Genomic DNA, 26,428 nt, shown 5'->3' on the forward strand with positions numbered 1-26,428 from the left:
GTCGTTCGCGCCGGCTGCTGGCCTCTTCTACAGTTGAACACAACCGCGCCGATAACCTTTTCCGAAGGTGGTCCGTTTGGCTGCGACTAAGGGAGCACTAGGTTTCCGGGCGCAGCAGCGGTACAAGCAACCCTGTCGTGACAACTAATAAGAAGAGGCCAGGATGCGCCCAGCACTAACCCGTTTTCCCAAGACCAGTCTGGCCCATGCGGTGGGGCTGTTCGGCCTGCTGATGTTCTACCAGTCGATGGCAGTGCCGGCGGCGCTGCTGATCGGATCGGTCATGCTGCTGGCGCTCTGGCCATGGCTCGGACCCTGGCGGCGTGACGACGAGCCGTCCGTGCAAGGCGGAATCTCGACGGATTTCGAGGCGCTGAGCAAGCGCCTTTCGCGGCACACCTGCCACAACGCACTGGCCGCCGCCCAGGTGGCGTTCAGCGTCGAACAGCTCGCCAACAAGCTGCAATCGCAACTCGGCGCGCTGGGTGAAATCGCCAGTGGCGCCCAGGCGATGACCGACACCGAACAGCACAGCGCCGAGCGCGCCAGCCAGGCGCAGCAGGCCGCCGAGGCGGTGAGACGTACCGGCGACGAAGGACGGCGGGGACTGTTGCGGGCGGCCGAGCGCATGCAGCAACTGAGCGCCCAGACCCAGGCCAGTCGCGATCTGCTCGATGGGCTGGCCAACCGCACCGAGGAGATCCGCCGTATTACCGATGTCATCCAGTCGATCGCCAGCCAGACCAACCTGCTCGCACTCAACGCCGCGATCGAAGCGGCACGTGCGGGTGAGGCGGGGCGCGGTTTCGCGGTCGTCGCCGACGAGGTGCGCAGCCTCGCGGGCCGTACCGCCAGCGCCACCGAGGAAGTCGGACGGATGATCAGCGACATTGGCGCCCAGAGCCAGGCGGTAGTTGCCCACATCCATCAGCAGGCCAGCCAGCTCGATCAGGTGGCGGGCGAGGTAGCCGACAGCGGCACTCAGCTGACCGAGATCGCGACCCTGGCCAGTGATGTCGAAGTCCAAGTGGCGGCCATCGCCTCGGGTACCGCCAGCAATCATCAGCGTCTGGCCGATCTGTTCGTCGCCCTCGACCAACTGCGCGAGGATGTGCACGGCAGCGAAGAGCAGACCCGGCAGGTCGGTCAGGCCTCCGAGCGCTTGGTGGCCCAGGCCGAGACCGTGAGCGAGCAACTGGCGCAGGTCCAGCTCGATGACTATCACCAGCGCATCTACGACCTGGCGCGCGAAGGCGCGGCGGCGATCGCTGCGCGTTTCGATGCGGACCTGCAGGCCGGTCGCCTGAGCCTGGATGACTTGTTCGATCGCCGTTACGTCCCGCTACCGGGCACCCAGCCGCCGAAGTATCAGACACGTTTCGATCGCTATGCCGACGGGGTTCTGCCGGATATCCAGGAGCCGCTGCTCAGTCGCAACGATGCGCTGGTCTATGCCATCGCCACCACGCCGGAGGGTTACGTGCCCACTCACAACCGTGCGTTCAGCCAGCCGCCAGTGGGCGATCCGGCCATCGATATCGTCAAGAGCCGCAGCAAACGTCTGTTCAACGACCGCACCGGGAGCCGCTGCGGCAGCCATCAGCGCGACTTGCTGTTGCAGACCTACAGCCGCGACACCGGTGAGCTTATGCACGACCTCTCGGTGCCGATCATGGTGCGCGGGCGGCACTGGGGCGGTCTGCGGCTGGGTTATCGGCCGGAACCGGAAACGGCGTCGCGCTGAATGCGCGCCAGCCATCATTGTGCTTTGCGGGGATGACGCTTGATGAAGACGCTTATCGATCACCTGGCCGGTTACGCGGCCTATCACCGTGACCCGCGCAACCTGGTCACCCATTTCATTGGCATTCCGATGATCGTGTTCGCCGTGGCGGTGCTGCTGTCCCGGCCGGGCCTGTCGCTCGGCGGGTTCTGGCTGAGTCCGGCAGCGCTGGCGGCCGGTTTGTCGGCAGTGTTTTACCTGCGGCTGGACCTGCGCTATGGGCTGGTCATGTCCGGGTTGCTGGCGCTTTGCCTGTGGGGCGGGGCGGTGCTGGCCAGTGGGGCGACGGCAGCCTGGCTGGCCGTTGGGATCGGCCTGTTCGCGCTCGGCTGGGTGATCCAGTTCATCGGGCACTACTACGAGGGCCGCAAGCCAGCCTTTCTCGACGATCTGCGCGGTTTGATCGTCGGGCCACTGTTCGTGGTCGCCGAAGCGGGCTTTCTGATCAGGCTGCGCGACGAGGTGAGGCTCGCGATCGAAGCCCGCTCCGGCGGGCTCAAGCGGCGACCGGCCGAAGCCTGAGCGCCGCGCTGCGGCTTACTGAGCGCGTGCCATCCATTGATCGCTCAGCCCGCGGGTGTGACGATCGACCATGATCGGCGCGAACGGCCGCCCCGAGGCGCTGTTGAAACCGTTGCTGCCGCTGTTCATGTCCGTCAGGGCCGATTTGAGGAAGTCCCAGCGCGCCTTGAGCTTGGCGATCAGTGGGTCGCCGTCGATTTCGAGCTGCCGTATCTGCTCATCGATCGCCGGGACCAACTTGCGCTCGTCCTGCCCCAGATAGGTATCTGGCTGTTCACGGGCGGTTTCGAATGAGCCGATATAGGCGCGGCTCAGGTACTGCACCGCCAGGTATTCGACCTTCGCAGGTAGTTCGGCCTGCGTGTCACCGCCCTGCTGCTCTCGGGAGGCGGTGAGAAAGTCGCGCAACGACTTCGCCAGTTTCGACGGCCAGCCCCAGGGCACGTCGTCTTCGGTGTGCCCGAAGGCGGCTCCTTCGCGCAGCAGCGCGACGAGCTCCTGGTGCTTCAGGCGCAGGTCCGGGCTGGCGGTGGCGAGGCTCTGCACCGCGGCATCGAGCTGGCCGATGTCCTGTTCCAGGCGGGTGAGATGGGCTTGCTGAAAACCTTCGCCGCGGTACAGCAGGAAACTGCTGGTGGCCCGGTTGGCGTAGATCTGCGCGTTTTCGAGAGGGGAGGCTTGGGCTGGTGCGAGCAGGCCGGAAACGCAACCGGCAACCGCGATGATCATCCCTAACCATAAAGGACGTGCCATGGGGAGTGCTCCTTTTTATTTTTGTCGAGCAGCGCTGCAATTATGCAGTCAGGCGTAGCCTACGCATCGACAAGCGCACCGCCATTGCACCAAAGAGTGATTTGTCGTCAGCAAGCCGTTCATCCCTGAACCATCGGGCCGCCTCGTTGTCGGCTCGCTTAGAGCATCCGCTCCAACCCGACGACTCTCGCGATCCAGGCATTGAAGCGCCGCCAGGCCCCTCCCGGCTCCTTGTCCAGGACATATGCCCGGCCGTCGTCTTCGGCGAGCCAGACCAGTTGTTGGCTGCCGTCGCGCTCTTGCAGGCGCACCTCGTAGCTGATCGAAGGCGCCATGCCTTCCAGCGTCAGCTCATGCACCTGGCGGGCTAGATCGGGGCTTTCGACGAGAATGCCCACTTCGGTATTCCACAGCACCGAACGTGGGTCGAAGTTCAGCGAGCCGATGAAGACCCGTTGCTGATCGAACACCGCTGCCTTGCTATGCAGGCTGGATTCGGATGATCCACTGAGGTTGTAGGAGGTTTCCTCTTCCGGCTGCCGGCGCATTTCGAACAGCTGGACGCCCATCTCCAGCAGTTGCGGGCGATAGGGCGCGTAGCCGCCGTGGACGATGGGTACGTCGGTGGCCTCCAGCGAATTGGTCAGCAGACGGATGGTGATACCCGCTTCGGCCTTGCGCGCGAAGTACTCGACGCCGGTCTGGGTCGGAACGAAATAGGCCGACACCAGCGTCAGCTCGTGCTCGACGTCGCGCAGGACCGGCTCGAGCTGGGTGGTCAGCAGCAGGTCGGGGTCGGGCAGGCCGGTGGCGCCGATCTTATCGGGGTGATCCCATAGCGCCTGGCCGGGCGCCCAGGTCAATTCCTGCAGCCAGCTTTCGAACTGCGGCTGCTGCAGGTCGGTCATCAGGTGCTGCCAGCGCTCGGAATTTTCCAGGCGCGCCTGTTCGAGAAATTCGGCGACCTGCTGGCGCGCCTCGGCCAGGCTGCGCTCGGTCGGTGGTCGCCAAAGGAACTGCTGGATCGGGATGCTCAGCTCGTGGTTCCAGTATTCGTCGAAGCTATCGGCCAGCTGATTGGCTACCGGGCCAACGCCGAGCAGGTCGATATCGGTGAAGTTGAATCCCTGGTCGGCCTCGAAATATTCGTCGCCCAGGTTGCGTCCGCCGACGATGGCCAGGCTGCTGTCGACCACCACCACTTTGTTATGCATCCGCCGATGCTGCCTGGACAGTAGCATCAGCCGCCCCAAGGAGCGGGTCACGAAGGTGCTGCGTCCCACGTGCAGCGGGTTGAATACCCGGACCTCGATGCTGGGATGGGCGGCCAGGCGTGCGATCTGATAGTCATTGCCGGCGCTGGTGGTGTCATCGAGCAGCAGCCGTACCCGCACGCCGCGATCGGCCGCTTGCAGCAGCTCCTTGACCAGTGCGCGTGTGCTTAGGCCGTCGTGAACGATGTAGTACTGCACATCCAGCGTGGCCTGCGCCGAGCGGAACATCTTGATGCGCGCGGCAAAGGCCTCGGTGCTCGAGTCGAGCAGACGAAAACCCGAATAGCCTGGGGGGTGCTGTGCAGCCATTTCCAGCACGCGGCGCCCCAGCGGCGTGCTGTCCGGCGGGAGGGAGTGGGAGGGAATGGGCGTGACCTGGGCACAGCCAGCCAGCAAAAGCACCGCCAGTATCAGCACTCGCACGCGTCACTCCTGTTGTCGTTCTGGTTCCTTGGGTGCTTGGACGTCGGCGGCGTGCGGTAATTCAGAAACGGTCCTTGAGGCGATACCAGAGCATGCCCAGCGCGAGCAGCGGCGAGCGCAGATGGCGGCCGCCGGGGAAGCTGGGGTGCCTGATTCCGGCGAACAGGTCGAAGCCGGTGCTCTGCTCGCCACAGATCGCCTCGGCGAGCAGGCGTCCGGCCAGGTGCGTTGCGTTCAGTCCGTGTCCCGAATAGGCCTGGGCGTAGTAGACGTTCGGATGGTCCGGCAGGCGGCCGATCTGCGGCAGGCGGTTGGCGCCGATGCCGATCATGCCACCCCACTGGTAGGCGATGCCGATGCCGACCAGTTGGGGGAACACCTGCAGCATCTTCGGCTGCATGTAGGCGGCGATGTCCTTGGGGTCGCGGCCGGAATAATGGCAGGCGCCGCCGAACAGCAGGCGCCCATCGGCCGAGAGGCGGAAATAGTCGAGCGCCACGCGCTGGTCGCACACTGCCATGTTCTGGGGCAGCAGCTCGCGGCACAGGGCCTCGGGCATGCGCTCGGTGGCGATGATGTAACTGCCGGCGGGCAGCACCTTGTTGGCAAGCTGCGGTTGCAGGTCGCCCAGGTAGGCGTTGCAGGCGATCACCAGGGTGTCGGCGCGCACCACGCCCCGTTCCGTATGCACGGCGACCTGCGCGCCATGATCGATGCGCGTGACGGTCGAGTCTTCGAACAGTTGCACGCCGAGTGATTGCGCCGCGGCGGCCTCGCCCAGCGCCAGATTCAACGGATGCAGGTGGCCCGATCCCATGTCCACCAAGCCGCCCAGGTAGCGCTGCGAGCCAATGATCTCACCGAGGTTGACCTTCGATACCCGCCGCACCGGGTGCGGATAGCCCAGGCGCATCAGGTCGGCGTATTCCTCTTCGAAGGCCTTCAGATGGCGCGGCTTGGTTGCCAGGTCGCAGTAACCCCAGGTCAGGTCGCAGTCGATGGCATAGCGCTCGACGCGCTGGCGAACGATATCCACTGCCTCGATACCCATCTGTTTGAGGGCGACGACGCCGTCTTCGCCGATGGAACGCTCGAACTGTTCGACATCATGGCCCACACCACGAATCAGCTGCCCGCCGTTGCGTCCGCTGGCGCCCCAACCGATACGCCGCGCCTCCAGCAGCACCACGCTGAGGCCGCGCTCGGCCAGTTCGATAGCGGTATTGAGACCGCTGAATCCGCCGCCGACGATGCATACGTCGGCCCGCAATTCACCAGCGAGGCTGGGCAGTTCGAGCGGGCGATTGGTGCTGGAGGCGTAGTAGGAATTGGCGTGAGAAGGTGTGTGCAGTGAAGTAATGCTCATTTCATACCTTGAAACATTTTTCTTTCCAGCATAGGCCGGCATTCAGACAACGCAAAGCGCGGGTTTGGTCGAAGTCGATCCGTTCCAGGCTTGCTCGTTCTTGTTTCGGCGTCGATTGGCGGTTGGGGTTCACTGTTCGGGCACTGGCAGATCCAGGGATTCCTTCACTTCCTCCATGACGATGTAGCTTTTCGACTCCCTGACGTGGGGCAGCTTGAGCAGGATGTCACCGAGCAGTTTTCGGTAGGACGCCATCTCCGAAATACGCGCCTTGACCAGGTAATCGAAATCGCCCGAAACCAGATGGCATTCCAGCACATGGGGCAGCTTGAGCACGGCGCGGCGGAACTCCTCGAAGATGTCGCCGGACTTGTAGGCCAGGCTGATCTCGACGAACACCAGCAGGCCGGCCTGGAGGAACTGTGGATTGAGCCTCGCGCTGTAGCCCATGATGATGCCCTCGCGCTCCAGACGGCGGACCCGCTCGGTGCAGGGCGTGGTCGACAGCCCAACTCGCTCGCCGAGTTCGGTGAATGGCAGTCGGCCCTCGGCTTGCAACAGGCGCAATAGCTGTCGGTCTATCTTGTCGAGTTCTCGACGACTTTGATGGCGGGTTCGCATGGTGGATATGCCTCCGAAAGGCGGCTATATGGCGAGAATTATTGCTAAATATAGCTGCTTATATAGGCAAAAACACTGATTGCCCTTTTCTATACTGCGCTCAATAGCGCATACGGAAGCTCGCTCGGCGGGCTAGGAGGCAGCAATGCGAGTTCTGGTCCTTGGCAGCGGCGTGATCGGCACCACCAGTGCCTACTATCTGGCGCGCGCCGGTTTCGACGTGACGGTGGTCGACCGCCAGCCGGCGGTGGCGCAGGAGACCAGCTTCGCCAACGCGGGCCAGGTCTCGCCTGGTTACGCCTCGCCGTGGGCTGCGCCCGGCGTTCCGCTCAAGGCGATCAAGTGGCTGCTGCAGCGCCATGCCCCGCTGGCGATCAAGCTTACCGGCGACGTTCAGCAGTACCTGTGGATGGCGCAGATGCTGCGTAACTGCACCGCTGCCCGCTATGCGGTGAACAAAGAGCGCATGGTGCGCCTGTCCGAATACAGTCGCGATTGCCTGGATGAACTGCGCGCCGAGACGGGCATCGATTACGAGGGGCGCCAGCTGGGAACCACCCAGCTCTTTCGCACCCAGGCGCAGCTCGACAGCGCGGCCAAGGACATCGCGGTGCTGGAGCGCTCCGGAGTGCCCTACGAGTTGCTCGATCGTGCCGGCATCGCCCTCGCCGAGCCGGCGCTGGGCAAAGTGGCCGACAAGCTCACCGGCGCCCTGCGCCTGCCCAACGACCAGACCGGCGATTGCCAGCTGTTCACCACCCAGCTGGCGGACATGGCGCGCCAGCTGGGCGTCGAGTTCCGCTTCGGGCAGAACATCCAGCGCCTGGACGTTTCCGGCGACCGTCTCAACGGCGTCTGGATCGACGGCACGCTGGAAACCGCCGACCGTTACGTGCTGGCGCTGGGCAGCTACAGCCCGGCGTTGCTCGCGCCGCTGGGGATCCGCGCGCCGGTCTACCCGCTCAAGGGCTACTCGCTGACGGTGCCGATCGGCAATCCGGCAATGGCACCGATGTCCACGGTGCTGGACGAGACCTATAAGGTCGCCATCACCCGTTTCGACCAGCGCATCCGTGTCGGCGGGATGGCCGAGATCGCGGGCTATGACCTGTCGCTCAATCCGCGCCGCCGCGAGACGCTCGAAATGGTGGTCGGCGATCTGTTCCCCGAGGGCGGCGAAGCCAGCCAGGCGGAGTTCTGGACCGGCCTGCGACCCGCCACCCCGGACGGCACCCCCATCGTCGGTGCCACGGCCTACCGCAACCTCTTCCTCAATACCGGCCATGGTACGCTCGGCTGGACCATGGCCTGCGGCTCCGGTCGGTTGCTGGCGGATCTGATCGCCAAGCGCCATCCGCAGATCAGCACCGAAGGCCTGGATATCTCCCGTTACGGTCAGCACAAGGAATCACGCAAACATGCCCATCCAGCGCCTGCACACCAATAACCGCATGAGTCAGATCGTCATCAACCGCGGCACGGTCTATCTGGCCGGCCAGGTAGCGGATGATCTGAGCGCTGGCATCGAACAGCAGACCCGCGAAACCCTGGCCACCATCGAGGCGCTGCTCGCCGAAGCCGGCAGCGACAAGCGGCACATTCTGTCGGTCACCATTTATTTGAAGGACATCGACGCCCACTTCGCGGGTATGAACGCGGTGTGGGACCAGTGGCTGCCCGAAGGCGTGGCGCCGGCGCGAGCCACCGTCGAGGCGAAGCTCTGCGAGCCTGAAATCCTGGTCGAACTCTCGGTGGTGGCAGCGCTGCCTGAATAACGACCCCGCCCGCAGGCGAGCAAATATCCGAACTCCGTGTTGTAAATACTGAACGCCGTCGCCATGATAGCCGCCTCTTCGCCGTGCATTACAAGAGGCTCAAGCATTGGACGTCGGTGTTCGACTGCAAACCATCCGCAAGCTCAAGGGACTCTCCCAGCGTGAACTGGCCAAGCGTGCCGGAGTCACCAACAGCACCATCTCGATGATCGAAAAAAACAGTGTCAGCCCCTCGATCAGCTCGCTGAAAAAGGTGCTGAGCGGGATCCCGATGTCGCTGGTGGAGTTCTTTTCGCAGGATTTCGAGCAGGACAGCGACACCCAGGTGGTCTACCGGGCCGGAGAACTCATCGATATCTCCGACGGCAATGTCAGCATGAAGCTGATCGGCAGGGCGCACCCGAGCCGTGCGATCGCGTTCCTCGACGAGACCTATCCGCCAGGCGCCGACACCGGCGAAGAGATGCTGACCCACGAAGGCGAGGAAGCCGGGATGCTGGTGCAGGGGCAGCTGGAGTTGACGGTCAACAACCAGATCTACGTGTTGCAAAGCGGCGACAGCTACTACTTCGAAAGCAGCAAGCCGCATCGTTTTCGCAACCCGTTCAGCGAACCGGCGCGGTTGATCAGCGCCACCACGCCGGCCAATTTCTGACGGCGCGCAAAGGGCTGGCGTACGCTGTAGCGCACCTGCCGCTCGGCGGCAGCGAAGAATCCGAAGGCCCCGCGACAACCAGGGTTGTTTCGGAGGGCAAACCTAACCGTTATACTGGCGCCCGCTCGCGTAACAGGTCCATTTCGAACGACTGCGACCGATGGTCGTCGGGCCCGTCACCGTGGCCGCGGGCGTATCTAGCCACATGAGGATGTAAGGTGAAGCTGATTAAGAAGATCCTGGCAGCACAGGCTGCCGTGTTGGCCTTGTGGGCAATGGGCGCTCAGGCTGCGAGTGACGAAAACATCGCCAACCGCCTCAAGCCGGTCGGCTCGGTCTGCATTCAGGGCGAAGAATGCGCCGCTGCAGGCCCGGGCGCTGCCGCCGCGGCCGGTGGCGCGGCGATGACCGGTGAAGCGGTGGTCGCCAAGTTCTGTAACGCCTGCCACGGTACCGGCCTGCTGGACGCCCCGAAGGTCGGCGACACAGCCGCCTGGCAAGCCCGTTCGGAAAAGGAAGGCGGGATGGACGGCCTGCTGGCCAAAGCGATCAGCGGTATCAACGCCATGCCGCCCAAAGGCACCTGCGCCAGCTGCTCGGATGACGAGCTGCGCGAAGCCATCGAGCACATGTCCGGTCTCTGATCGCATCGTGCCAAGCGAAGCCGCCTACGGGCGGCTTCGTCGTTCTAGCTGAGCAAAAACAGGCGGCGCCGGGTCGAATTCCCATAGCCGGTCCGTCGCGGGCCGGATTATCCGATTCGCGAGGTACCCATGCCCAGCTCCGCCCAGACTCCCGAGCAATTGCAGCTGCACAGCGACGGGCGCACGCCCAACAGCCCGCACCCCGTACTGATCTATCGCGACCTGCCGCTGGCCGATGGCGACTACGCGTCTGCCTTCGAGGCGCTGTTCGCCACCCATCTGTGGCCTGCGCAGTGGCGCGCGGACGTCTACGACTACCACCACTACCACTCCACCGCCCATGAGGTCCTCGGCGTCGCCAGCGGCAACGCGCGGCTGATGCTCGGGGGCGAGCAGGGGCAGGAAGTGGAGGTGCGCCGGGGCGACGTGCTGGTGCTGCCGGCCGGTACCGGCCATTGCCAGCTCTCGGCCAGCGAGGACTTTCTTGTGGTGGGCGGCTATCCGGTGAACCAGCCCTATGACGTGATGCGCCCGGATGCGGCCACCCACGACGAGGCGGTGGCCCGCATCGCCCGAGTCGACGTGCCGATCAGCGATCCGGTGGCCGGCACCCAGGGCGCACTGGTCAGCGTGTGGCGCCAGGCCTGATGCCAGGCCGGTCAGTCGACGAAGTGGACCTGGCCGTCCTGCAAGGCCTGAACCCGGGCCAGTGACTCGACGCGCAGGCCGAGGGCTTCGAGTTCCTGGCGGCCGGCCTGGAAGGATTTTTCGATGACGATGCCCAGGCCGACGATGCTCGCGCCGGCCTGTTCGATGATGGTGATCAGGCCCTTGGCTGCTTTGCCGTTGGCCAGGAAGTCGTCGATGATCAGCACCCGGTCGCTTGGGCTCAGGTGGTTGGTGGAGATCGCGATGGTGCTTTCCACCTGCTTGGTGAACGAATACACCGAGGCCGTCAGCAGATGGTCGGTCAGGGTCAGCGACTGGTGCTTGCGCGCGAAGATCACCGGGACCCCAAGTTCGAGCCCAGCCATGACAGCCGGCGCGATGCCGGACGCTTCGATGGTGACGATCTTGGTGATGCCCTGGCCTTGGTAGCGGCGCGCGAACTCCCGGCCAATCTGCTGCATCAGTTGTGGGTCGATCTGATGATTGAGGAACGCGTCGACCTTCAACACCTTGTCGGACAGCACGATGCCTTCACTGCGGATTTTCTCTTTCAGCTGTTCCACGAACGCGCCTCTCAAGCGGATCTACGCACAGGCGTCGCCTACCGTCGCCTGGAAAGCCGCGCATTCTCGCTCAACGCCCGGGCAATTCAAAGCGCCGCCAGGCCGGCGGCGCTCAGTCGAAGGTGTCGAGCCACAAGTTGCGAAAGCGCACCGCATCGCCGTGGTGCTGCAATACCAGATGCCCCACGGGCTCGGCGGCGAAGCGCGGATAGGACGCGAACTTGCTTTGCCTGATGGCCTCTTGCAGCCGCGGGTCGTCGAGGCGATAGGCGAGCACCTGCCTGCCGTCGAGCCAATGCTCGACCTGCATCCCACGAACCACCAGGCGCCCGCTGACGAAGCGGCCGGGCTCGATCGGCGTTGCCAGCGCCGGCGCGCGCAGGGCGTAGAGCGCGCCGTTGCAGGTAGTGGGCTGCTGGCCGTCCGAATGCAGCGAATCGTCGAGCAACTGGATCTCCGGGCCACTCTGCCAGGACATCTCGGCCGCTTCGCTGGCGCGATAGAGCACGCCGGAATTGCCCGCTGCTGGCAGGCAGAATTCGTAACTGAAGATGAAGTTACCGAAGCGCTCGCGCGATGCCAGATCGACTCTCGGCGCGGTATCGATTGCCTGTAGTTCGCCCTCGGCGATGCGCCAGCTGTTTTCCGGAAAACCCTCGCCGCGCCAGGCGCGCCAACGGCTGGCGTCCAATGAACGGTTCATGGCCGAGCGCTGAAACGGGCGTCGGGCGACGAAGCGGGAAGGGGCATGGCTGTTTTCTCCGGCGTGGCGTTGCAGTTAGGACTGGCCCCATCCGTGTGGGTTCGCCGCGGCCTGCCGTCGCAGTTCCGCCGGGCGGAGCCTTGCCGTCGGCTCAGTGACCTAAGCTTTGAGGGCATTCACCAAGAGGAGAGCGTCATGCTGCGTATCGCACTCAATGGCTATGGCCGTATTGGTCGCGCCGTCCTTCGGGCCTTGTTCGAGCGCGGGCTGGGCGATCAGATCCAGATCCTGGCGATCAACGACCTCAGCGAAAACGAGACGCTGGCTCACCTGACCCGCTTCGATTCCACCTTCGGCCGCTTCGGCGAAAAGATCGAGGTCGATGGCGACCAGATGCTCGTCGGCGGCCAGTCGATCCGCCTGCTGAGCGAACGTGAGCTGGGCAATCTGCCCTGGAAGGAACTGGACGTGGACCTGGTGATGGAATGCACCGGCCGGTTCAAGAAGCGTCCCGACATCGACCAGCACCTGCAGGCCGGTGCCAGGCGGGTGTTCGCCTCGCACCCGCTCGACGGCGCCGACCTGACCGTCGTGTATGGCGTCAACCATGAGCTGCTGGGCGACCAGCAGGTCATCTCGAATGCATCCTGCACCACCAACTGCCTGGCGCCGCTGGCCAAGGTGCTGCACGAGGCGGTCGGCATCCGGCGCGGGCTGATGAACACTGTGCATTCCTACACCAATGACCAGAACCTGCTGGACAAGACCCACAAGGACCTTTACCGCGCCCGGGCCGCAGCGCTCTCGATGATCCCCAGCACCACCGGGGCGGCCAAGGCCATCGGCCTGGTCCTGCCGGAGCTCGCCGGTCGGCTGGACGGGCTCGCCGTGCGGGTGCCGACGCCCACGGTGTCGCTGCTCGACCTGACCTTCACCGCCGAGCGTGGTCCGGGCAATGCCGATGCGATCAATCAGGTGCTGCGCGAGGGCGCACGGCGCATGCCGGACGGGGTGATGGAGTGCAACGCGGTGCCGCTGGTATCCAGCGACTTCGTGGGTTACCCCGTATCGTGCGTCGCAGACCTCAACCAGACCCGCGTTCAGGGCGATCTGGTCAAGGTCCTGGCCTGGTACGACAACGAGTGGGGGTTCGCCAACCGCATGCTCGACGTGGCGCTGGCCTGGCAAGGCCAAGGCACCCAGCCGAGCCAGGTTTGACGGAGGCTGCGCGGCACACTTGCCCTGTGTGCCGCGCCGGGTCTTCCCTATATATATACTGCCGCACCGCTGCCATCCGGCGGCTGCCTTCAGGTCGAGCTTTTGCGCCGAGACACGCCCCCCTTCGTCTACCGTCTACTCGGTGCATTGCCGAGCCGGCGGCTCTCGCTGCCCTCGCGTTACCTGATCGCCGTCCTGGCGGTGCTAGTCAGCGCCTACCTGCGGCAGGTCGTGCCGGTCATGGGCCTGCCGTACCTGCTGTTCATTCCGGTGCTCATGGTCATCGGCTTCGTCCTGGGCCTCGGCCCGGGGCTGGTTTCGACGGTCTTCAGTGCCGGGCTGGCTGCCTACCTGTTCGTCGGCGAGCCGAATTCCTTCAGGCTCAGCGGCCAGGAATGGACTGCCAACGCGCTGTACCTCGTCGTCAATGCCAGTATCGTCGCCGTCTGCGCCTCGCTGCGACATAGCTACACGAGGCTTCGCCAGTTCGCCGCAACGCTCGAGCGACGGGCAGAGTTGCGCACCCGCGAGCGCGACCAGGTCTGGCAGGCGGCACCGGACATGCTCTGCACCGTCAGGCTCGACGGCCGCTTCGCCAGCCTCAATCCGGCCTGGAGCGGCGTGCTGGGTTGGGATCGCGAGCAACTGGTCGGGCGGCGTTATTCGATGCTGGTGCATCCGGACGATCTGCAGCATAGCCACCAGGCCCTGGGCGCGCTGGCCGAGGGCGAGATCCTGTTCAACTTCGAAAACCGGCTGCGTCATCGCGATGGTACCTACCGCTGGCTGTCCTGGAGTTCGGTGGTGCGCGATGGGCTGGTGTACGCCAATGTGCGTGATATCAGCGCCCTCAAGGCTCAGGCCCGAGCGCTGGAGGAGGCCGAGACACTGCTGCGGCAAAGCCAGAAGATGGAGGCGGTGGGGCAGCTCACCGGCGGTCTGGCGCATGACTTCAACAACCTGCTCACCGGAGTCTCTGGCAGCCTGGACCTGATGCAGGTGCGGTTGCAACAGGGGCGCTACGATGAAATGGAGCGCTATCTGCACCTGGCGCAGGGGGCTGCCCAGCGTGCCGCGGCGCTCACTCACCGACTGTTGGCCTTTTCCCGTCGGCAGACGCTCGATCCACGGCCGTTGCAGGTGAACCAACTGGTGAGCGGTATGGTGGAGCTGATCTCCCGCAGCGTCGGGCCCAGTATCGAGCTGAGCACCCAGCTGGACGATGCGTTGTGGATCACCCTCTGCGATGCCAATCAGCTGGAGAATGCACTGCTCAATCTGTGCCTCAACGCCCGCGACGCGATGCCCGAGGGCGGGCGCCTGTCGATCGAGACCAGGAACGTCTCGCTCGCCGGCATCCAGGCCGCGCCCCTCGAACTGATTCCAGGCGACTACGCCCTGATACAGGTTCGTGATACCGGCGTCGGCATGACGGTCGAGGTGGCCAGTCGCGCCTTCGATCCCTTCTTTACCACCAAGCCGCTCGGGCTGGGGACCGGGCTCGGCCTGTCGATGATCTACGGTTTCGCCCGCCAGTCGGGCGGTCAGGTCAGGCTCGACTCCGTGCCAGAGCAAGGTACGGTGGTGAGCCTGTACCTGCCTCGCAGCGGCGATTCGCTTGTGCCTGCGAGCGAGCAAGCGTCCCCGCCGACGCCCGGCGGTGCCTTGCAGGGCGAGACGGTACTGGTCGTGGATGACGAGCCTACGATCCGTGAACTGATCGCCGAGGTGCTGGGTGAACTCGGCTATATCGCGCTGGAAGCGGCTAACGGCACCGCCGGCCTTGAACTCTTGCGATCACCGGCGCGCATCGACATGCTGATATCCGATGTCGGGTTGCCCGGCGGCATGAACGGTCGACAGCTGGCCGATGCCGCGCGTGCCCAGCGCCCTGGGCTGCCGGTGCTGTTCATCACTGGCTACGCCGAACACTCGGTGCTCGGCTATGGCGGTCTGGAGCCGGATATGCACGTGCTGACCAAGCCGTTCGCCATGGATGTGCTGGCCGCGCGCATCGAGACGATCCTCCGCGGGCGCTGAGGCGCGGCCTACTTCTTGAGCATCGCCCGCATCGCTGCCAAGGCGTCGTTGCCGCGGGCGGCCTTGACTTCCACCGGCGCGTCTTCCTGACCTTCCCATTCCAGGTCGTCCGGCGGCAGCTCGTCGAGGAAGCGGCTGGGCATGCATTCGATTATTTCGCCGTACTGCTTGCGCTTGGCCGCGTAGGTGAAGGCCAGGGTCTGGCGCGCCCGGGTGATGCCCACATAAGCCAGGCGGCGCTCCTCCTCGATGGTGTCGGCCTCGATGCTGCTGCGGTGGGGAAGAATTTCCTCTTCCATGCCCATGATGAAGACATAGGGAAATTCCAGACCCTTGGACGCATGCAGGGTCATCATCTGCACGCCGTCGGCCCCTTCCTCGTCTTCCTGCTGCCGCTCGAGCATGTCGCGCAACACCAGTTTGGCGATGGCCTCCTCGATGGTCATGCCGCCTTCCTCGTCGCGCTCGAGCGTGTTCTTCAGCGCATCGATGAGGAACCAGACGTTACTCATGCGAAAGTCGGCGGCCTTGTCGCTGGAGGTCTGCGAGCGCACCCAGGTTTCGTAATCGATGTCCATGACCATGCTGCGCAGGGCCGCGATGGGGTCGTTCTGCGCGCATTGCTGGCGCAGGTTGTCCATGTAGCGCTTGAATCGCTGCAGACGCTCGGTGAAGCGCGAATCCAGATGCTCGCCCAGGCCCATCTCGTCGCAGGCGGCGAACATCGAGATCTTGCGCTCGGTGGCGTAGTTGCCGAGCTTTTCCAGGGTGGTGGAGCCGATCTCCCGGCGCGGCACGTTGATGACCCGCAGGAAGGCATTGTCGTCGTCCGGGTTCACCAGCAGCCGGAAGTAGGACATCAGGTCCTTGACCTCCTGGCGGCCGAAGAAGCTGGTGCCGCCGGACAGGCGATAGGGAATCTGGTGGTGCTGCAGCTTCAGCTCGATCAGTTTGGCCTGGTAGTTGCCGCGGTAGAGGATGGCGAAATCACTGTAGGGCCGCTGCGTTTTCAGGTGCAGGGTCAGGATCTCCACCGCCACCCGTTCGGCTTCGGCGTCCTCGTTGCGGCAGCGAATCACCCGGATCGGATCGCCATGGCCCATCTCGCTCCACAGCTGCTTCTCGAACACGTGGGGGTTGTTGGCGATCAGCACGTTGGCGCAGCGCAGGATGCGGCTGGTGGAGCGGTAGTTCTGCTCGAGCATGACGACTTTCAGTGATGGAAAGTCCTCCTTGAGCTGCATCAGGTTTTCCGGCCGCGCGCCCCGCCAGGCATAGATCGACTGGTCGTCGTCGCCTACCACGGTGAACTGCGCGCGCTCCTGTACCAGCATCTTCACCAGCAGGTACTGGCTGGCGTTGGTGTCCTGGTATTCGTCGACCAGCATATAGCGCACGCGGTTGCGCCATTTTTCCAGGATATCCGCGTGGTCCTGGAACAGCTTCACCGGCTGCAGGATCAGGTCGTCGAAATCCACCGCGTTGTAGGCGCGCAGGGTGCGCTGGTAGTGGGTGTAGACGATCGCGGCAGTCTGCTCCTTAGGGCCGCGCGCGTTGGCCAGCGCTTCATCTGGGAGGATCAGGTCGTTCTTCCAGGCGCCGATCAGGTTCTTGATCTCGTCGACGCCGTCGTCGCCCGAATATTCCTTCTGCATGATGTCGGTGAGCAGCGCCTTGATGTCGCTCTCGTCGAAGATCGAGAAACCGGGCTTGTAGCCGAGCCGGGCGTACTCCTTGCGGATGATGTTCAGACCCAGGTTGTGGAAGGTCGACACCGTCAGTCCGCGGCCTTCGCCTCCACGCAGTAGGCTGCCCACGCGCTCCTTCATCTCGCGCGCGGCCTTGTTGGTGAAGGTCACGGCGCAGATGTACTGGGCGCGGATGCCGCACTGCTGGATCAGGTAGGCGATCTTGCGGGTGATTACGCTGGTTTTGCCGGAGCCGGCACCGGCCAGTACCAGCATCGGGCCGCCGACGTAGTGGACGGCCTCTTGCTGCCGGGGATTGAGTCGCGACATGGCGTGGAAAGCGTCTGTTGCAGCGGGGGCGCGAGTTTAACAGGAGCGTGTCGCCGGGGCAGGACCCGCTTATGCACGGCAGGGCTGCCGGTCATCGGTTAAGCGACTTGGATTATCACCGAAATGGATTACGCTTAGGCACCGCGGTAAACACTGATCTAAATTGGCATCGTTTTTTGCATAGGGGACGTGCAATGGATGCGCCGCACGGGCGCAAAGGGCGAGTGAACGCCTCCATGACTTCTTGGAAAAAGGAGATTGCGTGTCCGCGTCCGCCCTATCCCTGCGCCTGGTCATTCTGGCTGAACAGCCCGAATGGATCGCTCGGCTGCGCAATTGTCTGCATGCCGCCGGGAACGCGCTGCCGCTCATCGTCGCGCCCGACTGGGAGACTGCCAGCCTGCGCCTGGACCCGGCCGGACACTATCTGCTGTTCAGCACGCCCGCCTGCCGGCCATCGGCCACTGGCGGCTGGCCCCTGGTATTGCTGCTCGACAAGGAGCCGTCCACGCCGCCCGACGGCGCCGCGGACTGGCTGGTAAGCAGGAAGTTGAATCCTGACGTACTCAGTCGCTGTCTGCGCTACGCCCTCGAGCGCATTCGCCTGCAGGCGACGGTACAACGCCTGGCCGAGCACGATCCCCTCACCGGCATAGCCAACCGCCAGGGTTTCCAGGCATTGCTCAGCGCCCATCTGGCCAATGACGGTGGGGAAGGGTTGGCGCTGGGGCATCTGGATCTTGACAATTTTCGTCACGTCAACGACTCATTGGGTCACCAGGCCGGTGATCGGCTGATCCTCCAGGTCGTGGCGCGCCTGCGCTCGCAGCTGGCCGCCGGGGATGTCGTCGCCCGTCTCGGTGGAGACGAATTCGCCCTGTTGCTCGACACCCGGCGCCAGACCGACCGCGACGAGGAAGTCGCCGACCGCATCGTCGAAGCGCTGGCCGAGCCGTACTGGCTGGATGGCGAGAGCATGATGATCGGCTGCAGTCTCGGCATTGCCGATGCCGGTGGCGCGGATGATGCCGATTCGCTGATGGTGCAGGCGCATATCGCCATGCAGCAGGCCAAGATTCGGCAGGGTTGTACCTGGTACCGATACGATCCGCTGATCAACCGAGGCGCGCGCAGCCTCTCCGATCTGGAGAGCGAGCTACGCAGGGCGTTGCGCCGGGACGAGCTGGAGCTGCATTACCAACCGCGTCTGTCCATGGAAGACAATCGCATCGTCGGGCTCGAAGCGCTGGTGCGCTGGAAGCATCCCGAGCGCGGCCTGCTGCTGCCCAACGAGTTCATTCCGATGGCCGAAGAGAGCGGCCTGATCGTGCCACTCGGCTATTGGGTTATTTCCCGTGCATTGCGCGACATGCAGTGCCTGCAGGGAGGTGGGCACAATGACCTGCACATGGCGGTCAACCTGTCGTTCCGCCAGTTTCAGGACAGTCAGCTGCTGCCCACGCTCAGCCGTCTGATCGACGAGCGGGGCGTCGACCCGGGCTGGCTCGAGTTCGAGTTGACCGAGACCGCAGTGATGCGCCGCAGCGATCAGGTACGCCAGACCATGCAGGCCCTGCGCGACCTGGGCGTGCGCTTCTCGCTGGATGACTTTGGTACCGGGTTCTCGTCGTTCGTGCATCTGAACAATCTGCCGATCAGTCTGCTCAAGATCGACAAGAGCTTCGTGGGCGGTATGGACGGTCGCAAGCACAACCGCAAGCTGGTCCAGGCGATGATCAACATGGCCCACGAACTCGAGCTCGAGATCGTCGCCGAGGGCGTGGAAACCGGCGAGCAGATGGGCGTTTTGCGCAGCTTTGGCGCCAGCCAGGTACAGGGTTTTCTGGTCAGCAAACCGCTGCCGTTCAGCGAGCTGCAGGGCTTTCTCGGTAATGGCCGACGGGTTGGGCAGTCGAACTGACCGCCACGCCTCGGTCGGCAGCTCTCTATTTGTGATCCGGTTCTCATTAGCAAGCGTTTCAGTCTGTGTCTGGCTTCAGTGATGTCGTTGCAAGCCGATGGCCATTACTGTGAATCGGGTCACTGAGACGCACCACGCTTTCAAAAAAACGGTTGCCCAGCTGTGCCTGTCCCCCTTGCGTGCCGTTGAAGCTGGAGGCTCCATGCATTCCCCCCGTTCCCGCATCGCCTGGCAATTGGCCGTGGCGCTGGCGGTCATTCTCATGCTGGTCATCAGTGCCAGCACGCTGTTCGCCCTGCATTCGCTCGACAGTGCGAATCTGCAAACCCGTGAGCAGCACCTGGGCAGCGAGGCGCGCCTGCTGGCCGACCAGCTCGAAACCTTCCATGGCAGTCTGCGCGACAGTACCCAGCGTTTGGCCGGTCTGTTCGAGCAACGCTTCGGCCGCGGGTTGTCGGTCAATACCGGAGAAAAGGTCGCCGCGGCCTCGCTACAGGCACCTGCGCTGTACCTGGAAGGCGATCGTCTGAACAACAATTTCAGTCAGGTCGACGAATTCCGCACCATGACCGGCGGTGTGGCGACGGTGTTCGTACGCGATGGCGATGAGTTCGTGCGTATCACCACCTCGCTCCTCAAGCAGGACGGTAGCCGTGCCATCGGCACGGTGCTGGATCATGCACACCCGGCATACACGCGGCTGTTGGCAGGCGACAGTTATGTCGGTCGGGCGCTGCTGTTCGAGCGCAACTACATGACCCAGTACACGCCGGTCAAAGACGGCAGCGGCCGAGTGATCGCCGTGCTGTTCGTCGGCTTCGACTACACCGACGCGCAAAAGACGCAGTTCGCCAACCTGGAGCAATTTCGCATCGGCAAGACCGGCTCGCTGGCATTGCTGGACGAAAAATCGACATGGCTGGTCGCACCGTCTGGCTTCAAGGGCGAGGCGGACATCGCGGCGCTGAGCGAGAATCCGGGGCAGGGCGTCTCCTGGCGCGACGCCGGGCAGGATTACTTCAGCGTGGCGGTTCCCTTCAGCGGTGGTCCCTGGCTGGTGTTGGCGTCCCTGCCTCAGGCCGAAATCAGCGACGTGACCTGGCAGGTCGGCGTACGGCTGGTAGTTGGCAGCCTGGCGGCCCTGTTGATCGCTGTGGTGCTTGTGGTCTGGCTGCTGCGTCGTCGTCTGCGCCCGCTGGCGGCCCTGGTGACCCAGGCGCGCGCTTTGGGTGCCGGCGATCTGCAGGCCCGCATGGCCGTGGACAGTAACGACGAAATCGGCGAACTCGCGTCGAGCTTCAACCAGATGGGTGAGGCGCTGTCGACCATGGTGTCGCGTATCCGTCAGGCGGCGCAGCAGGTCAGCAGCGGCGCACAGAACCTCTCAGGCCTTTCTTCGGGCGCCTACGAAGGCATCGAGCAGCAGTCCGGTGAAATCACCAGCATGGCCGGTGCCGTCGAGGAGTTCAGCGCAACTTCATCCAACATCGCCGACAACATGCGCGACACCGAGCGGATGGCCAATGGTAGCGCTCAGCAAACGCGCATCGGCGAGGCCGCGATGGCCGAGGCGTCTGTCGCACTCGAGCAGGTGGCCGGCTCGCTGACCGGCACGGCCGCGGTGGTCAATACGTTGGGTCAGCGCTCCCAGGAAATAGGCGGCATCGTCGCGGTCATCACCGCCATCGCCGACCAGACCAACCTGCTGGCGCTCAACGCGGCCATCGAGGCGGCACGTGCCGGCGAGCAGGGTCGCGGTTTTGCCGTAGTGGCCGACGAGGTGCGCAGCCTCGCCTCACGCACCCGTCAGGCCACGACCGAAATTTCGACCATGATCGGTACCATCCAGAGCGAAACCAGCACTGCCATCGAGGCGATCGACAAGGGCAATCTGCTCATGCGCGACGGCTTGGAGCGCAACGCCAAGGTAGTGGCCGCGCTGGCCGAGATCGCTGCCCAGACGCGCCAGGCCGGCGAGCAGTTCACCGCCATCACCACGGCGGCCGAAGAGCAGAGCAGCACCGCCACGGTGCTCAGCCGCAACCTGCAGAGCATCGCCCAGGCCAACGGCGAACAGCGTCAGGTGGTCGCCGATCTGGCGCAGACCGCGCGCCAGCTTGAAGGCCTGGCCAAGGAGTTGTGGAACGAAGTCGACCGTTTCCGCTGATCGCTCAGTTGTTGCCGGGGCGGTATTGCAGGGCTTCGGCGAGATGGCTTCGGCCAATCGCCGGAGCCGCTTCGAGGTCGGCCAGCGTACGGGCGACTTTGAGGATGCGGTGAGCGGCGCGTAACGACAGGCCGAGCCGCTCGCTGGCGCGCTCGAGCCATTGCTGGTCTTCCGGACTCAATGCGCAGTGCTCGCGCAATCCCTTCAGGTCGAGAAAGGCATTGGCACAGCCTTGCCGGGTCAGTTGCAGGTGTCGCGCGCCAGCGACCTGTCTGGCCACCGTCTCGCTGCGTTCGCCGCTGACCGGCGGGGTATGTAGCGATGTCGCTTCGCGCGCCACGGTCAGGTGCAGGTCGATGCGGTCAAGCAGCGGACCTGAAAGCTTGCCCCGGTAGCGTTGGATCTGATCGGCGGAGCAGCGGCAGCGGCCGCTGGGGTCACCGAGGTAGCCGCACGGGCAGGGATTCATCGCCGCCACCAGCTGGAATCGCGCGGGGAAGCGCACCTTGTCGCGCGCCCTGGCGATCACGATCTGTCCGCTTTCGAGCGGCTCGCGCAGCACTTCCAAGACTTTCCGATCAAATTCGGGCAATTCGTCGAGGAAAAGCACGCCTTGGTGCGCAAGGGTGATTTCGCCAGGGCGTGGGCGACTGCCGCCCCCGACCAGTGCAGGGCCCGATGCACTATGATGGGGCTGGCGGAACGGACGCTGCGGCCAGTGTGCCAGCGGCGACTGGCTGGCCACCGACTGGATGGCGGCCACTTCCAATGCTTCCTGCTCGTCGAGTGGCGGCAGAAGGCCGGGAAGGCGGCTGGCCAGCAACGTCTTGCCGGTGCCCGGTGGGCCCGAGAACAACAGGTTATGCGCGCCGGCAGCCGCCACCAACAGGCCGCGCTTGGCGGCCAGCTGGCCTTGCACATCGGCAAGGTCGGGGTAGGGCAATACCTGGCGCAACAGGCCCTGGGCTTCATAGGGTGCCAGAGGCGTCTGGCCGCTGAAATGCGCGGCGACTTCCAGCAGATGATCGGCTGCGAACACTCTCAGCCCGGACGCCAGGCTGGCTTCTTCGGCATTGGCTCGGGGGACCAGCAACGCGCGCCCCGCCTGGCGCGCGGCAAGCGCTGCGGGTAGCACGCCTTGTATGGGCCTCAATGCGCCGGAGAGGGCAAGCTCGCCAAGGCATTCGATCGAATCGAGCCCGTCAGCCGGGATCTGTGCGCTGGCGGCGAGGATGCCCAGCGCGATGGCCAGGTCGAAGCGTCCGCCGTCCTTGGGCAGGTCGGCGGGCGCCAGGTTGAGGGTGATGCGGCGGGCAGGAAAATCGAATCCGGAAGTGAGGATGGCGCTGCGTACGCGGTCCTTGCTCTCCTTGACCGCCGTTTCGGGCAGGCCGACCAGCGCCAGCGAGGGCAGGCCGTTGGCCAGGTGAGCTTCCACCGTGACGGTGGGCGCCTCGACACCGATCTGGGCTCGGCTATGAACAATTGCCAGGGACATCCGATCACTCCTTGATCGTAATGCCGCCTCGTCTATTCGGACGTTGGCGGCGTCATGCGTTCTTCCAGTTCCGCCACCTTGGCTTCCAGCGCCTCCAGGCGCGCACGGGTGCGGGCAAGGACCACCATCTGGCTGTCGAATTCTTCGCGGCTTACCACGTCGAGCTTGCTCAGGGCGCTTTGTACCACCGCCTTGAATTGCGCTTCGAATTCGCCGCGCGGCAGAGGATTTTCACCATTGAACAGGCGGGAGGCCTGCGAACCTAGAGCATCGAGAAAAGCTTTTGGGGGCAACATGCGTGATTCCTGAGTTGGCCGATCCGCAGTGTAACACGCGTTTTTTCATGTGCCGGGGAGTCTCCTGCCGGCCCTTTTTTGGGGCGTCATGGCGTGCTTGCGTGCTCGATATTGGTGCGCTTGCCGCTCGTCTGGCATCACGTAATGAGGCTGGAAGTCGCGCCAGGCCTGTCAGGACGGCCTTTGAAACAACCTGGCACTGTTTCTGCTTTAGCGGTTGTGACGCATGCACCATGCAGTCGCGGTGCAGGGCGAAAGGTTATTTGGAGCGGTTGGTGGTGTCGGATACACGCGTGACTCAAGTCGGCGCGTTACAACAGTCGGACACTCAGCTTAGACTTGAACCGGGTTCGTACTTCTGGGGCAAGTCCACCTAAACGGGAGAAGTTTCATGAAACTAGTCACTGCCATCATCAAGCCGTTCAAGCTGGACGACGTGCGTGAGTCGCTGTCCGAGATCGGCGTCCAGGGCATCACCGTCACCGAGGTCAAGGGCTTCGGTCGTCAGAAAGGCCATACCGAGCTCTACCGTGGAGCCGAATATGTCGTCGACTTCCTTCCGAAGGTGAAGATCGACGTGGCAATTGCCGATGATCAGCTCGACCGTGTCATCGAAGCCATCACCAAGGCTGCCAACACCGGCAAGATCGGCGACGGCAAGATCTTTGTCGTGAACCTCGAGCAAGCCATCCGCATCCGTACCGGCGAAACCGATACCGACGCGATTTAAGCAAACCCTGCGAACCCCACGCCCCAGGAGTAACACATGACTCTGCGAAGATTCGCAGGGCTAGGAGCCCTGTTGTCTCTGCTTAGCCCCGGCTTGGCCATGGCCCAGGAGGCAACGCTCGATTCGGGTGACACGGCCTGGATGATGACCGCCACCGCGCTGGTGCTGTTCATGACCATCCCAGGCTTGGCCCTGTTCTATGGCGGCATGGTCCGCTCCAAGAACATCCTCTCGGTAATGATGCAGTGCTTCGCTGTCACCGGCCTGATGAGCATCCTCTGGGTGGTCTACGGCTACAGCCTGGCTTTCGATACCACGGGCATGGAAGCGGGCGTCACCAACTTCAATTCCTTCGTCGGCGGTCTGGATCGGGCATTCCTCAGTGGCCTGACCACCGAGAGCCTCACCGAAGCCTTCCCTGAAAGCGTCTTCATCACCTTCCAGATGACGTTCGCCATCATCACGCCGGCCTTGATCGTCGGCGCCTTCGCCGAGCGCATGAAGTTTTCGGCGATGCTGGTGTTCATGGGCGTCTGGTTCACCCTGGTCTATGCACCGATCGCCCACATGGTGTGGGGTGGTGACGGCGGTCTGATGTGGGACTGGGGCGTGCTGGACTTCGCCGGTGGCACGGTGGTGCACATCAACGCCGGCATCGCAGGTCTCGTGGCCTGTCTGGTGCTGGGCAAACGCAAGGGCTACCCGACCACGCCGATGGCGCCGCACAACCTGGGCCTGACCCTGGTGGGCGCAGCCATGCTCTGGGTGGGTTGGTTCGGTTTCAACGCAGGTTCGGCAGTGGCTGCCAACGGTACTGCAGGCATGGCCATGCTCGTGACCCAGATCGCCACGGCGGCTGCGGCCCTGGGCTGGATGTTTGCCGAGTGGATGTCCCATGGCAAGCCCAGTGCACTGGGCATCGCCTCGGGCGTGGTCGCCGGTCTGGTAGCCATCACCCCGGCGGCAGGAACCGTCGGCCCGATGGGTGCGCTGGCGATCGGCCTGGCCTCCGGCGTGATCTGCTTCTTCTGCGCAACCACCCTCAAGCGCAAGCTCGGTTATGACGATTCCCTGGACGCCTTCGGCGTGCATGGCATCGGCGGCATCGTCGGTGCGCTGCTAACCGGTATTTTCGCGGCGCCGGCCTTTGGTGGCTTCGGCGAGGTGGAAAGCGTTGCGCTGCAACTCTGGATCCAGTTCAAGGGCGTGCTGTTCACAGTCGTCTACACGGCCATCGTCACCTTCTTGATCCTCAAGGTGATCGACATGGTGATGGGACTGCGCGTCAGCGAAGAGGAAGAGACCGTCGGTCTCGACCTGGCCCAGCACAACGAGCGTGGATACAACCTTTAAGGCTTAGGGGGAGCGCCCGGAGCCAACCCGGGCGCGATGACAGACCTTCACAGGCGGCGCGTCTCTCGGTGGCCTGTTGATCGAATAGCGCCTTGGCGCCACAGCAAGAGGTGAAACATGGATAGCACTGCTTTGATACCCGTCCAGTACGGACTCGATACCCTTTACTTCGTCCTCTGTGGCGCGCTGGTGATGTGGATGGCGGCTGGTTTCGCCATGCTCGAATCGGGTTTGGTTCGGGCCAAGAACACGGCCGAGATCCTGACCAAGAACATCGTGCTCTACGCCGTGGCGTCGATCATGTATCTGCTGATCGGCTACTACATCATGTACTCGAGCCCCGAGGGCGGCATCCTGCCGAGCCTGGGCTTCCTGATCGGCGACGAGCACGCGGTTGACGTGGTGGCCGCCGGTGGCGAAGACGCGCCTTACTACTCGGCCCGCGCGGACTTCTTCTTCCAGATCGTCTTCGCCGCGACCGCCATGTCGGTCGTCTCCGGTGCGGTGGCCGAGCGGATGAAGCTGTGGGCGTTCATCGCCTTCGCCGTCGTCATGACCGGTTTCATCTATCCGATCCAGGGTTTCTGGAAGTGGGGCGGCGGTTTCCTCGACGCGGCCGGCTTCATGGATTTCGCAGGTTCGGGCGTCGTTCACATGACCGGCGCCACCGCCGCATTGGCCGGCGTCCTGCTGCTCGGCCCGCGCAAAGGTCGTTACGGCCCGAACGGCCAAGTCAACGCCATTCCGGGCGCCAACATGCCGCTGGCCGCGCTCGGTGCCTTCATCCTCTGGATGGGCTGGTTCGGCTTTAACGGCGGCTCGCAGCTGCGCATCAGCACCCTTGAAGATGCCAACGCAGTCGCTCAGGTCTTCGTCAATACCAACATGGCCGCTGCCGGTGGCCTGGTCGCGGCGCTGATCACCGCTCGCCTGCTGTTCGGCAAGTCCGATCTGACCATGATCCTCAACGGCGCGTTGGCCGGCCTGGTCGCCATCACTGCCGAGCCGCTGACGCCCAGCGCCCTGCAGGCCACGCTGATCGGTGGCGTGGGTGGCGTGCTGGTAGTGTTCAGCATCCTGGCGCTAGACAAGCTGAAGCTGGACGATCCGGTCGGCGCGATTTCGGTGCACGGCGTGGTCGGTCTGTGGGGCTTGCTGGTGGTTCCGCTCACCAATGCCGACGCCTCCTTTGGCGCGCAGCTGCTGGGCGCTGCTTCGATCTTCGCCTGGGTATTCATCGCCAGCCTGATCGTCTGGGCCGTCATCAAGATGGTCATGGGGCTGCGGGTCAGCGAAGAGGAAGAATACGAGGGCGTCGACGTCGCCGAATGCGGCCTGGAAGCCTATCCGGAGTTCACCAACAAAAAGTGATCGCCGCGGTCATAACGAGGGCGCCTACGGGCGCCCTTTGTTTTTTCCGGCGCCGCGCTAGAATG

Annotated in this window: 23 protein-coding genes; 14 read left to right on the forward strand and 9 right to left on the reverse strand. The window is 64.1% G+C overall.

The genetic code is table 11. The features are described from left to right. Window positions 1-163: 163 nt before the first annotated feature. Together G7026_RS07105 and G7026_RS07110 are read left to right on the forward strand one after the other, a co-directional pair. Entirely contained in the window at window positions 164-1,744 is a 1,581-nt protein-coding gene (locus G7026_RS07105; RefSeq protein ID WP_181070055.1) for a methyl-accepting chemotaxis protein, read from the forward strand. Between the two features lie 42 nt (window positions 1,745-1,786). After that, complete coding sequence (locus G7026_RS07110; protein ID WP_181070056.1) at window positions 1,787-2,305, forward strand: Mpo1 family 2-hydroxy fatty acid dioxygenase; 519 nt, start codon at window positions 1,787-1,789, stop codon at window positions 2,303-2,305. 15 nt (window positions 2,306-2,320) lie between these two features. Here the strand turns inward: G7026_RS07110 and G7026_RS07115 are convergent, their stop codons facing one another. From G7026_RS07115 to G7026_RS07130, 4 genes are all read right to left on the reverse strand, one after another. After that, window positions 2,321-3,058 carry a hypothetical protein gene (locus G7026_RS07115; RefSeq protein WP_181070057.1) on the reverse strand — a complete coding sequence of 246 codons (738 nt, stop codon included), beginning with the start codon at window positions 3,056-3,058 and terminating at the stop codon, window positions 2,321-2,323. Between the two features lie 158 nt (window positions 3,059-3,216). Further along, complete coding sequence (locus tag G7026_RS07120; RefSeq protein WP_181070058.1) at window positions 3,217-4,755, reverse strand: phospholipase D family protein; 1,539 nt, start codon at window positions 4,753-4,755, stop codon at window positions 3,217-3,219. A 61-nt stretch (window positions 4,756-4,816) separates the two neighbouring features. After that, window positions 4,817-6,121 (reverse strand): NAD(P)/FAD-dependent oxidoreductase, encoded by a 1,305-nt coding sequence (locus tag G7026_RS07125; RefSeq protein ID WP_181070059.1) that lies wholly within the window; start codon window positions 6,119-6,121, stop codon window positions 4,817-4,819. A gap of 129 nt (window positions 6,122-6,250) precedes the next feature. Next, the gene (locus G7026_RS07130; protein ID WP_181070060.1) at window positions 6,251-6,742 is read right to left on the reverse strand and encodes an Lrp/AsnC ligand binding domain-containing protein; all 492 of its coding nucleotides are present in this window, start codon (window positions 6,740-6,742) and stop codon (window positions 6,251-6,253) included. A 145-nt stretch (window positions 6,743-6,887) separates the two neighbouring features. On the opposite strand from G7026_RS07130, the gene dadA reads away from it, so the two are divergent. The 5 genes from dadA to G7026_RS07155 all read left to right on the forward strand — a co-directional run bounded on the left by dadA (window position 6,888) and on the right by G7026_RS07155 (window position 10,464). Then, the gene (gene dadA, locus G7026_RS07135) at window positions 6,888-8,189 is read left to right on the forward strand and encodes a D-amino acid dehydrogenase (protein WP_181070061.1); all 1,302 of its coding nucleotides are present in this window, start codon (window positions 6,888-6,890) and stop codon (window positions 8,187-8,189) included. Beyond that, window positions 8,161-8,517 (forward strand): RidA family protein, encoded by a 357-nt coding sequence (locus tag G7026_RS07140; RefSeq protein ID WP_181070062.1) that lies wholly within the window; start codon window positions 8,161-8,163, stop codon window positions 8,515-8,517. The genes dadA and G7026_RS07140 overlap by 29 nt, the downstream gene beginning before the upstream one ends. Before the next feature lie 106 nt (window positions 8,518-8,623). Next, window positions 8,624-9,172, forward strand: a complete 549-nt coding sequence (locus G7026_RS07145; protein WP_181070063.1) for a cupin domain-containing protein — start codon at window positions 8,624-8,626, stop codon at window positions 9,170-9,172. Window positions 9,173-9,390: 218 nt separating this feature from the next. Next, the gene (locus G7026_RS07150) at window positions 9,391-9,816 is read left to right on the forward strand and encodes a c-type cytochrome (RefSeq protein ID WP_138408009.1); all 426 of its coding nucleotides are present in this window, start codon (window positions 9,391-9,393) and stop codon (window positions 9,814-9,816) included. 129 nt (window positions 9,817-9,945) lie between these two features. Then, window positions 9,946-10,464, forward strand: coding sequence for a cupin domain-containing protein (locus tag G7026_RS07155; protein ID WP_181070064.1), 519 nt, complete (start codon window positions 9,946-9,948; stop codon window positions 10,462-10,464). 11 nt (window positions 10,465-10,475) lie between these two features. Here the strand turns inward: G7026_RS07155 and G7026_RS07160 are convergent, their stop codons facing one another. Together G7026_RS07160 and G7026_RS07165 are read right to left on the reverse strand one after the other, a co-directional pair. Next, complete coding sequence (locus G7026_RS07160; protein ID WP_181070065.1) at window positions 10,476-11,048, reverse strand: xanthine phosphoribosyltransferase; 573 nt, start codon at window positions 11,046-11,048, stop codon at window positions 10,476-10,478. Between the two features lie 112 nt (window positions 11,049-11,160). After that, on the reverse strand, window positions 11,161-11,751 hold the full coding sequence (locus G7026_RS07165; protein WP_181070066.1) for a 3-keto-disaccharide hydrolase: 591 nt from the start codon (window positions 11,749-11,751) through the stop codon (window positions 11,161-11,163). A gap of 195 nt (window positions 11,752-11,946) precedes the next feature. On the opposite strand from G7026_RS07165, the gene gap reads away from it, so the two are divergent. Both gap and G7026_RS07175 read left to right on the forward strand, forming a co-directional pair. Further along, on the forward strand, window positions 11,947-12,969 hold the full coding sequence (gap, locus tag G7026_RS07170; RefSeq protein WP_181070067.1) for a type I glyceraldehyde-3-phosphate dehydrogenase: 1,023 nt from the start codon (window positions 11,947-11,949) through the stop codon (window positions 12,967-12,969). 102 nt (window positions 12,970-13,071) lie between these two features. After that, entirely contained in the window at window positions 13,072-15,009 is a 1,938-nt protein-coding gene (locus G7026_RS07175; protein ID WP_181070068.1) for an ATP-binding protein, read from the forward strand. Between the two features lie 8 nt (window positions 15,010-15,017). On the opposite strand, the gene rep is transcribed toward G7026_RS07175, so the two are convergent. After that, a complete protein-coding gene (gene rep / locus G7026_RS07180; protein ID WP_181070069.1) occupies window positions 15,018-17,027 on the reverse strand; it encodes a DNA helicase Rep in 2,010 nt (669 codons plus the stop codon). Window positions 17,028-17,289: 262 nt separating this feature from the next. Here rep and G7026_RS07185 point away from each other — a divergent pair, with 262 nt between their 5' ends. Together G7026_RS07185 and G7026_RS07190 are read left to right on the forward strand one after the other, a co-directional pair. Beyond that, window positions 17,290-18,948, forward strand: a complete 1,659-nt coding sequence (locus G7026_RS07185) for a putative bifunctional diguanylate cyclase/phosphodiesterase (RefSeq protein WP_181070070.1) — start codon at window positions 17,290-17,292, stop codon at window positions 18,946-18,948. Between the two features lie 202 nt (window positions 18,949-19,150). Beyond that, on the forward strand, window positions 19,151-21,115 hold the full coding sequence (locus tag G7026_RS07190; protein WP_181070071.1) for a methyl-accepting chemotaxis protein: 1,965 nt from the start codon (window positions 19,151-19,153) through the stop codon (window positions 21,113-21,115). Between the two features lie 4 nt (window positions 21,116-21,119). Here G7026_RS07190 and G7026_RS07195 read toward each other — a convergent pair whose 3' ends face one another. Both G7026_RS07195 and G7026_RS07200 read right to left on the reverse strand, forming a co-directional pair. Further along, window positions 21,120-22,613: a YifB family Mg chelatase-like AAA ATPase gene (locus G7026_RS07195; protein ID WP_181070072.1), complete on the reverse strand. Its 1,494-nt coding sequence runs from the start codon at window positions 22,611-22,613 to the stop codon at window positions 21,120-21,122. A 32-nt stretch (window positions 22,614-22,645) separates the two neighbouring features. Next, window positions 22,646-22,909 carry an accessory factor UbiK family protein gene (locus G7026_RS07200; protein WP_181070073.1) on the reverse strand — a complete coding sequence of 88 codons (264 nt, stop codon included), beginning with the start codon at window positions 22,907-22,909 and terminating at the stop codon, window positions 22,646-22,648. Window positions 22,910-23,300: 391 nt separating this feature from the next. On the opposite strand from G7026_RS07200, the gene glnK reads away from it, so the two are divergent. The 3 genes from glnK to G7026_RS07215 all read left to right on the forward strand — a co-directional run bounded on the left by glnK (window position 23,301) and on the right by G7026_RS07215 (window position 26,363). Further along, window positions 23,301-23,639 carry a P-II family nitrogen regulator gene (glnK, locus tag G7026_RS07205; RefSeq protein WP_003096476.1) on the forward strand — a complete coding sequence of 113 codons (339 nt, stop codon included), beginning with the start codon at window positions 23,301-23,303 and terminating at the stop codon, window positions 23,637-23,639. Window positions 23,640-23,675: 36 nt separating this feature from the next. Further along, the gene (locus G7026_RS07210) at window positions 23,676-24,992 is read left to right on the forward strand and encodes an ammonium transporter (protein WP_181070074.1); all 1,317 of its coding nucleotides are present in this window, start codon (window positions 23,676-23,678) and stop codon (window positions 24,990-24,992) included. Between the two features lie 117 nt (window positions 24,993-25,109). After that, the gene (locus G7026_RS07215; RefSeq protein WP_181070075.1) at window positions 25,110-26,363 is read left to right on the forward strand and encodes an ammonium transporter; all 1,254 of its coding nucleotides are present in this window, start codon (window positions 25,110-25,112) and stop codon (window positions 26,361-26,363) included. Window positions 26,364-26,428: the final 65 nt, after the last annotated feature.

Origin of the sequence: Stutzerimonas azotifigens (assembly GCF_013522725.1) — a bacterium.
Taxonomy (GTDB): Bacteria; Pseudomonadota; Gammaproteobacteria; order Pseudomonadales; family Pseudomonadaceae; genus Stutzerimonas; species Stutzerimonas azotifigens_A.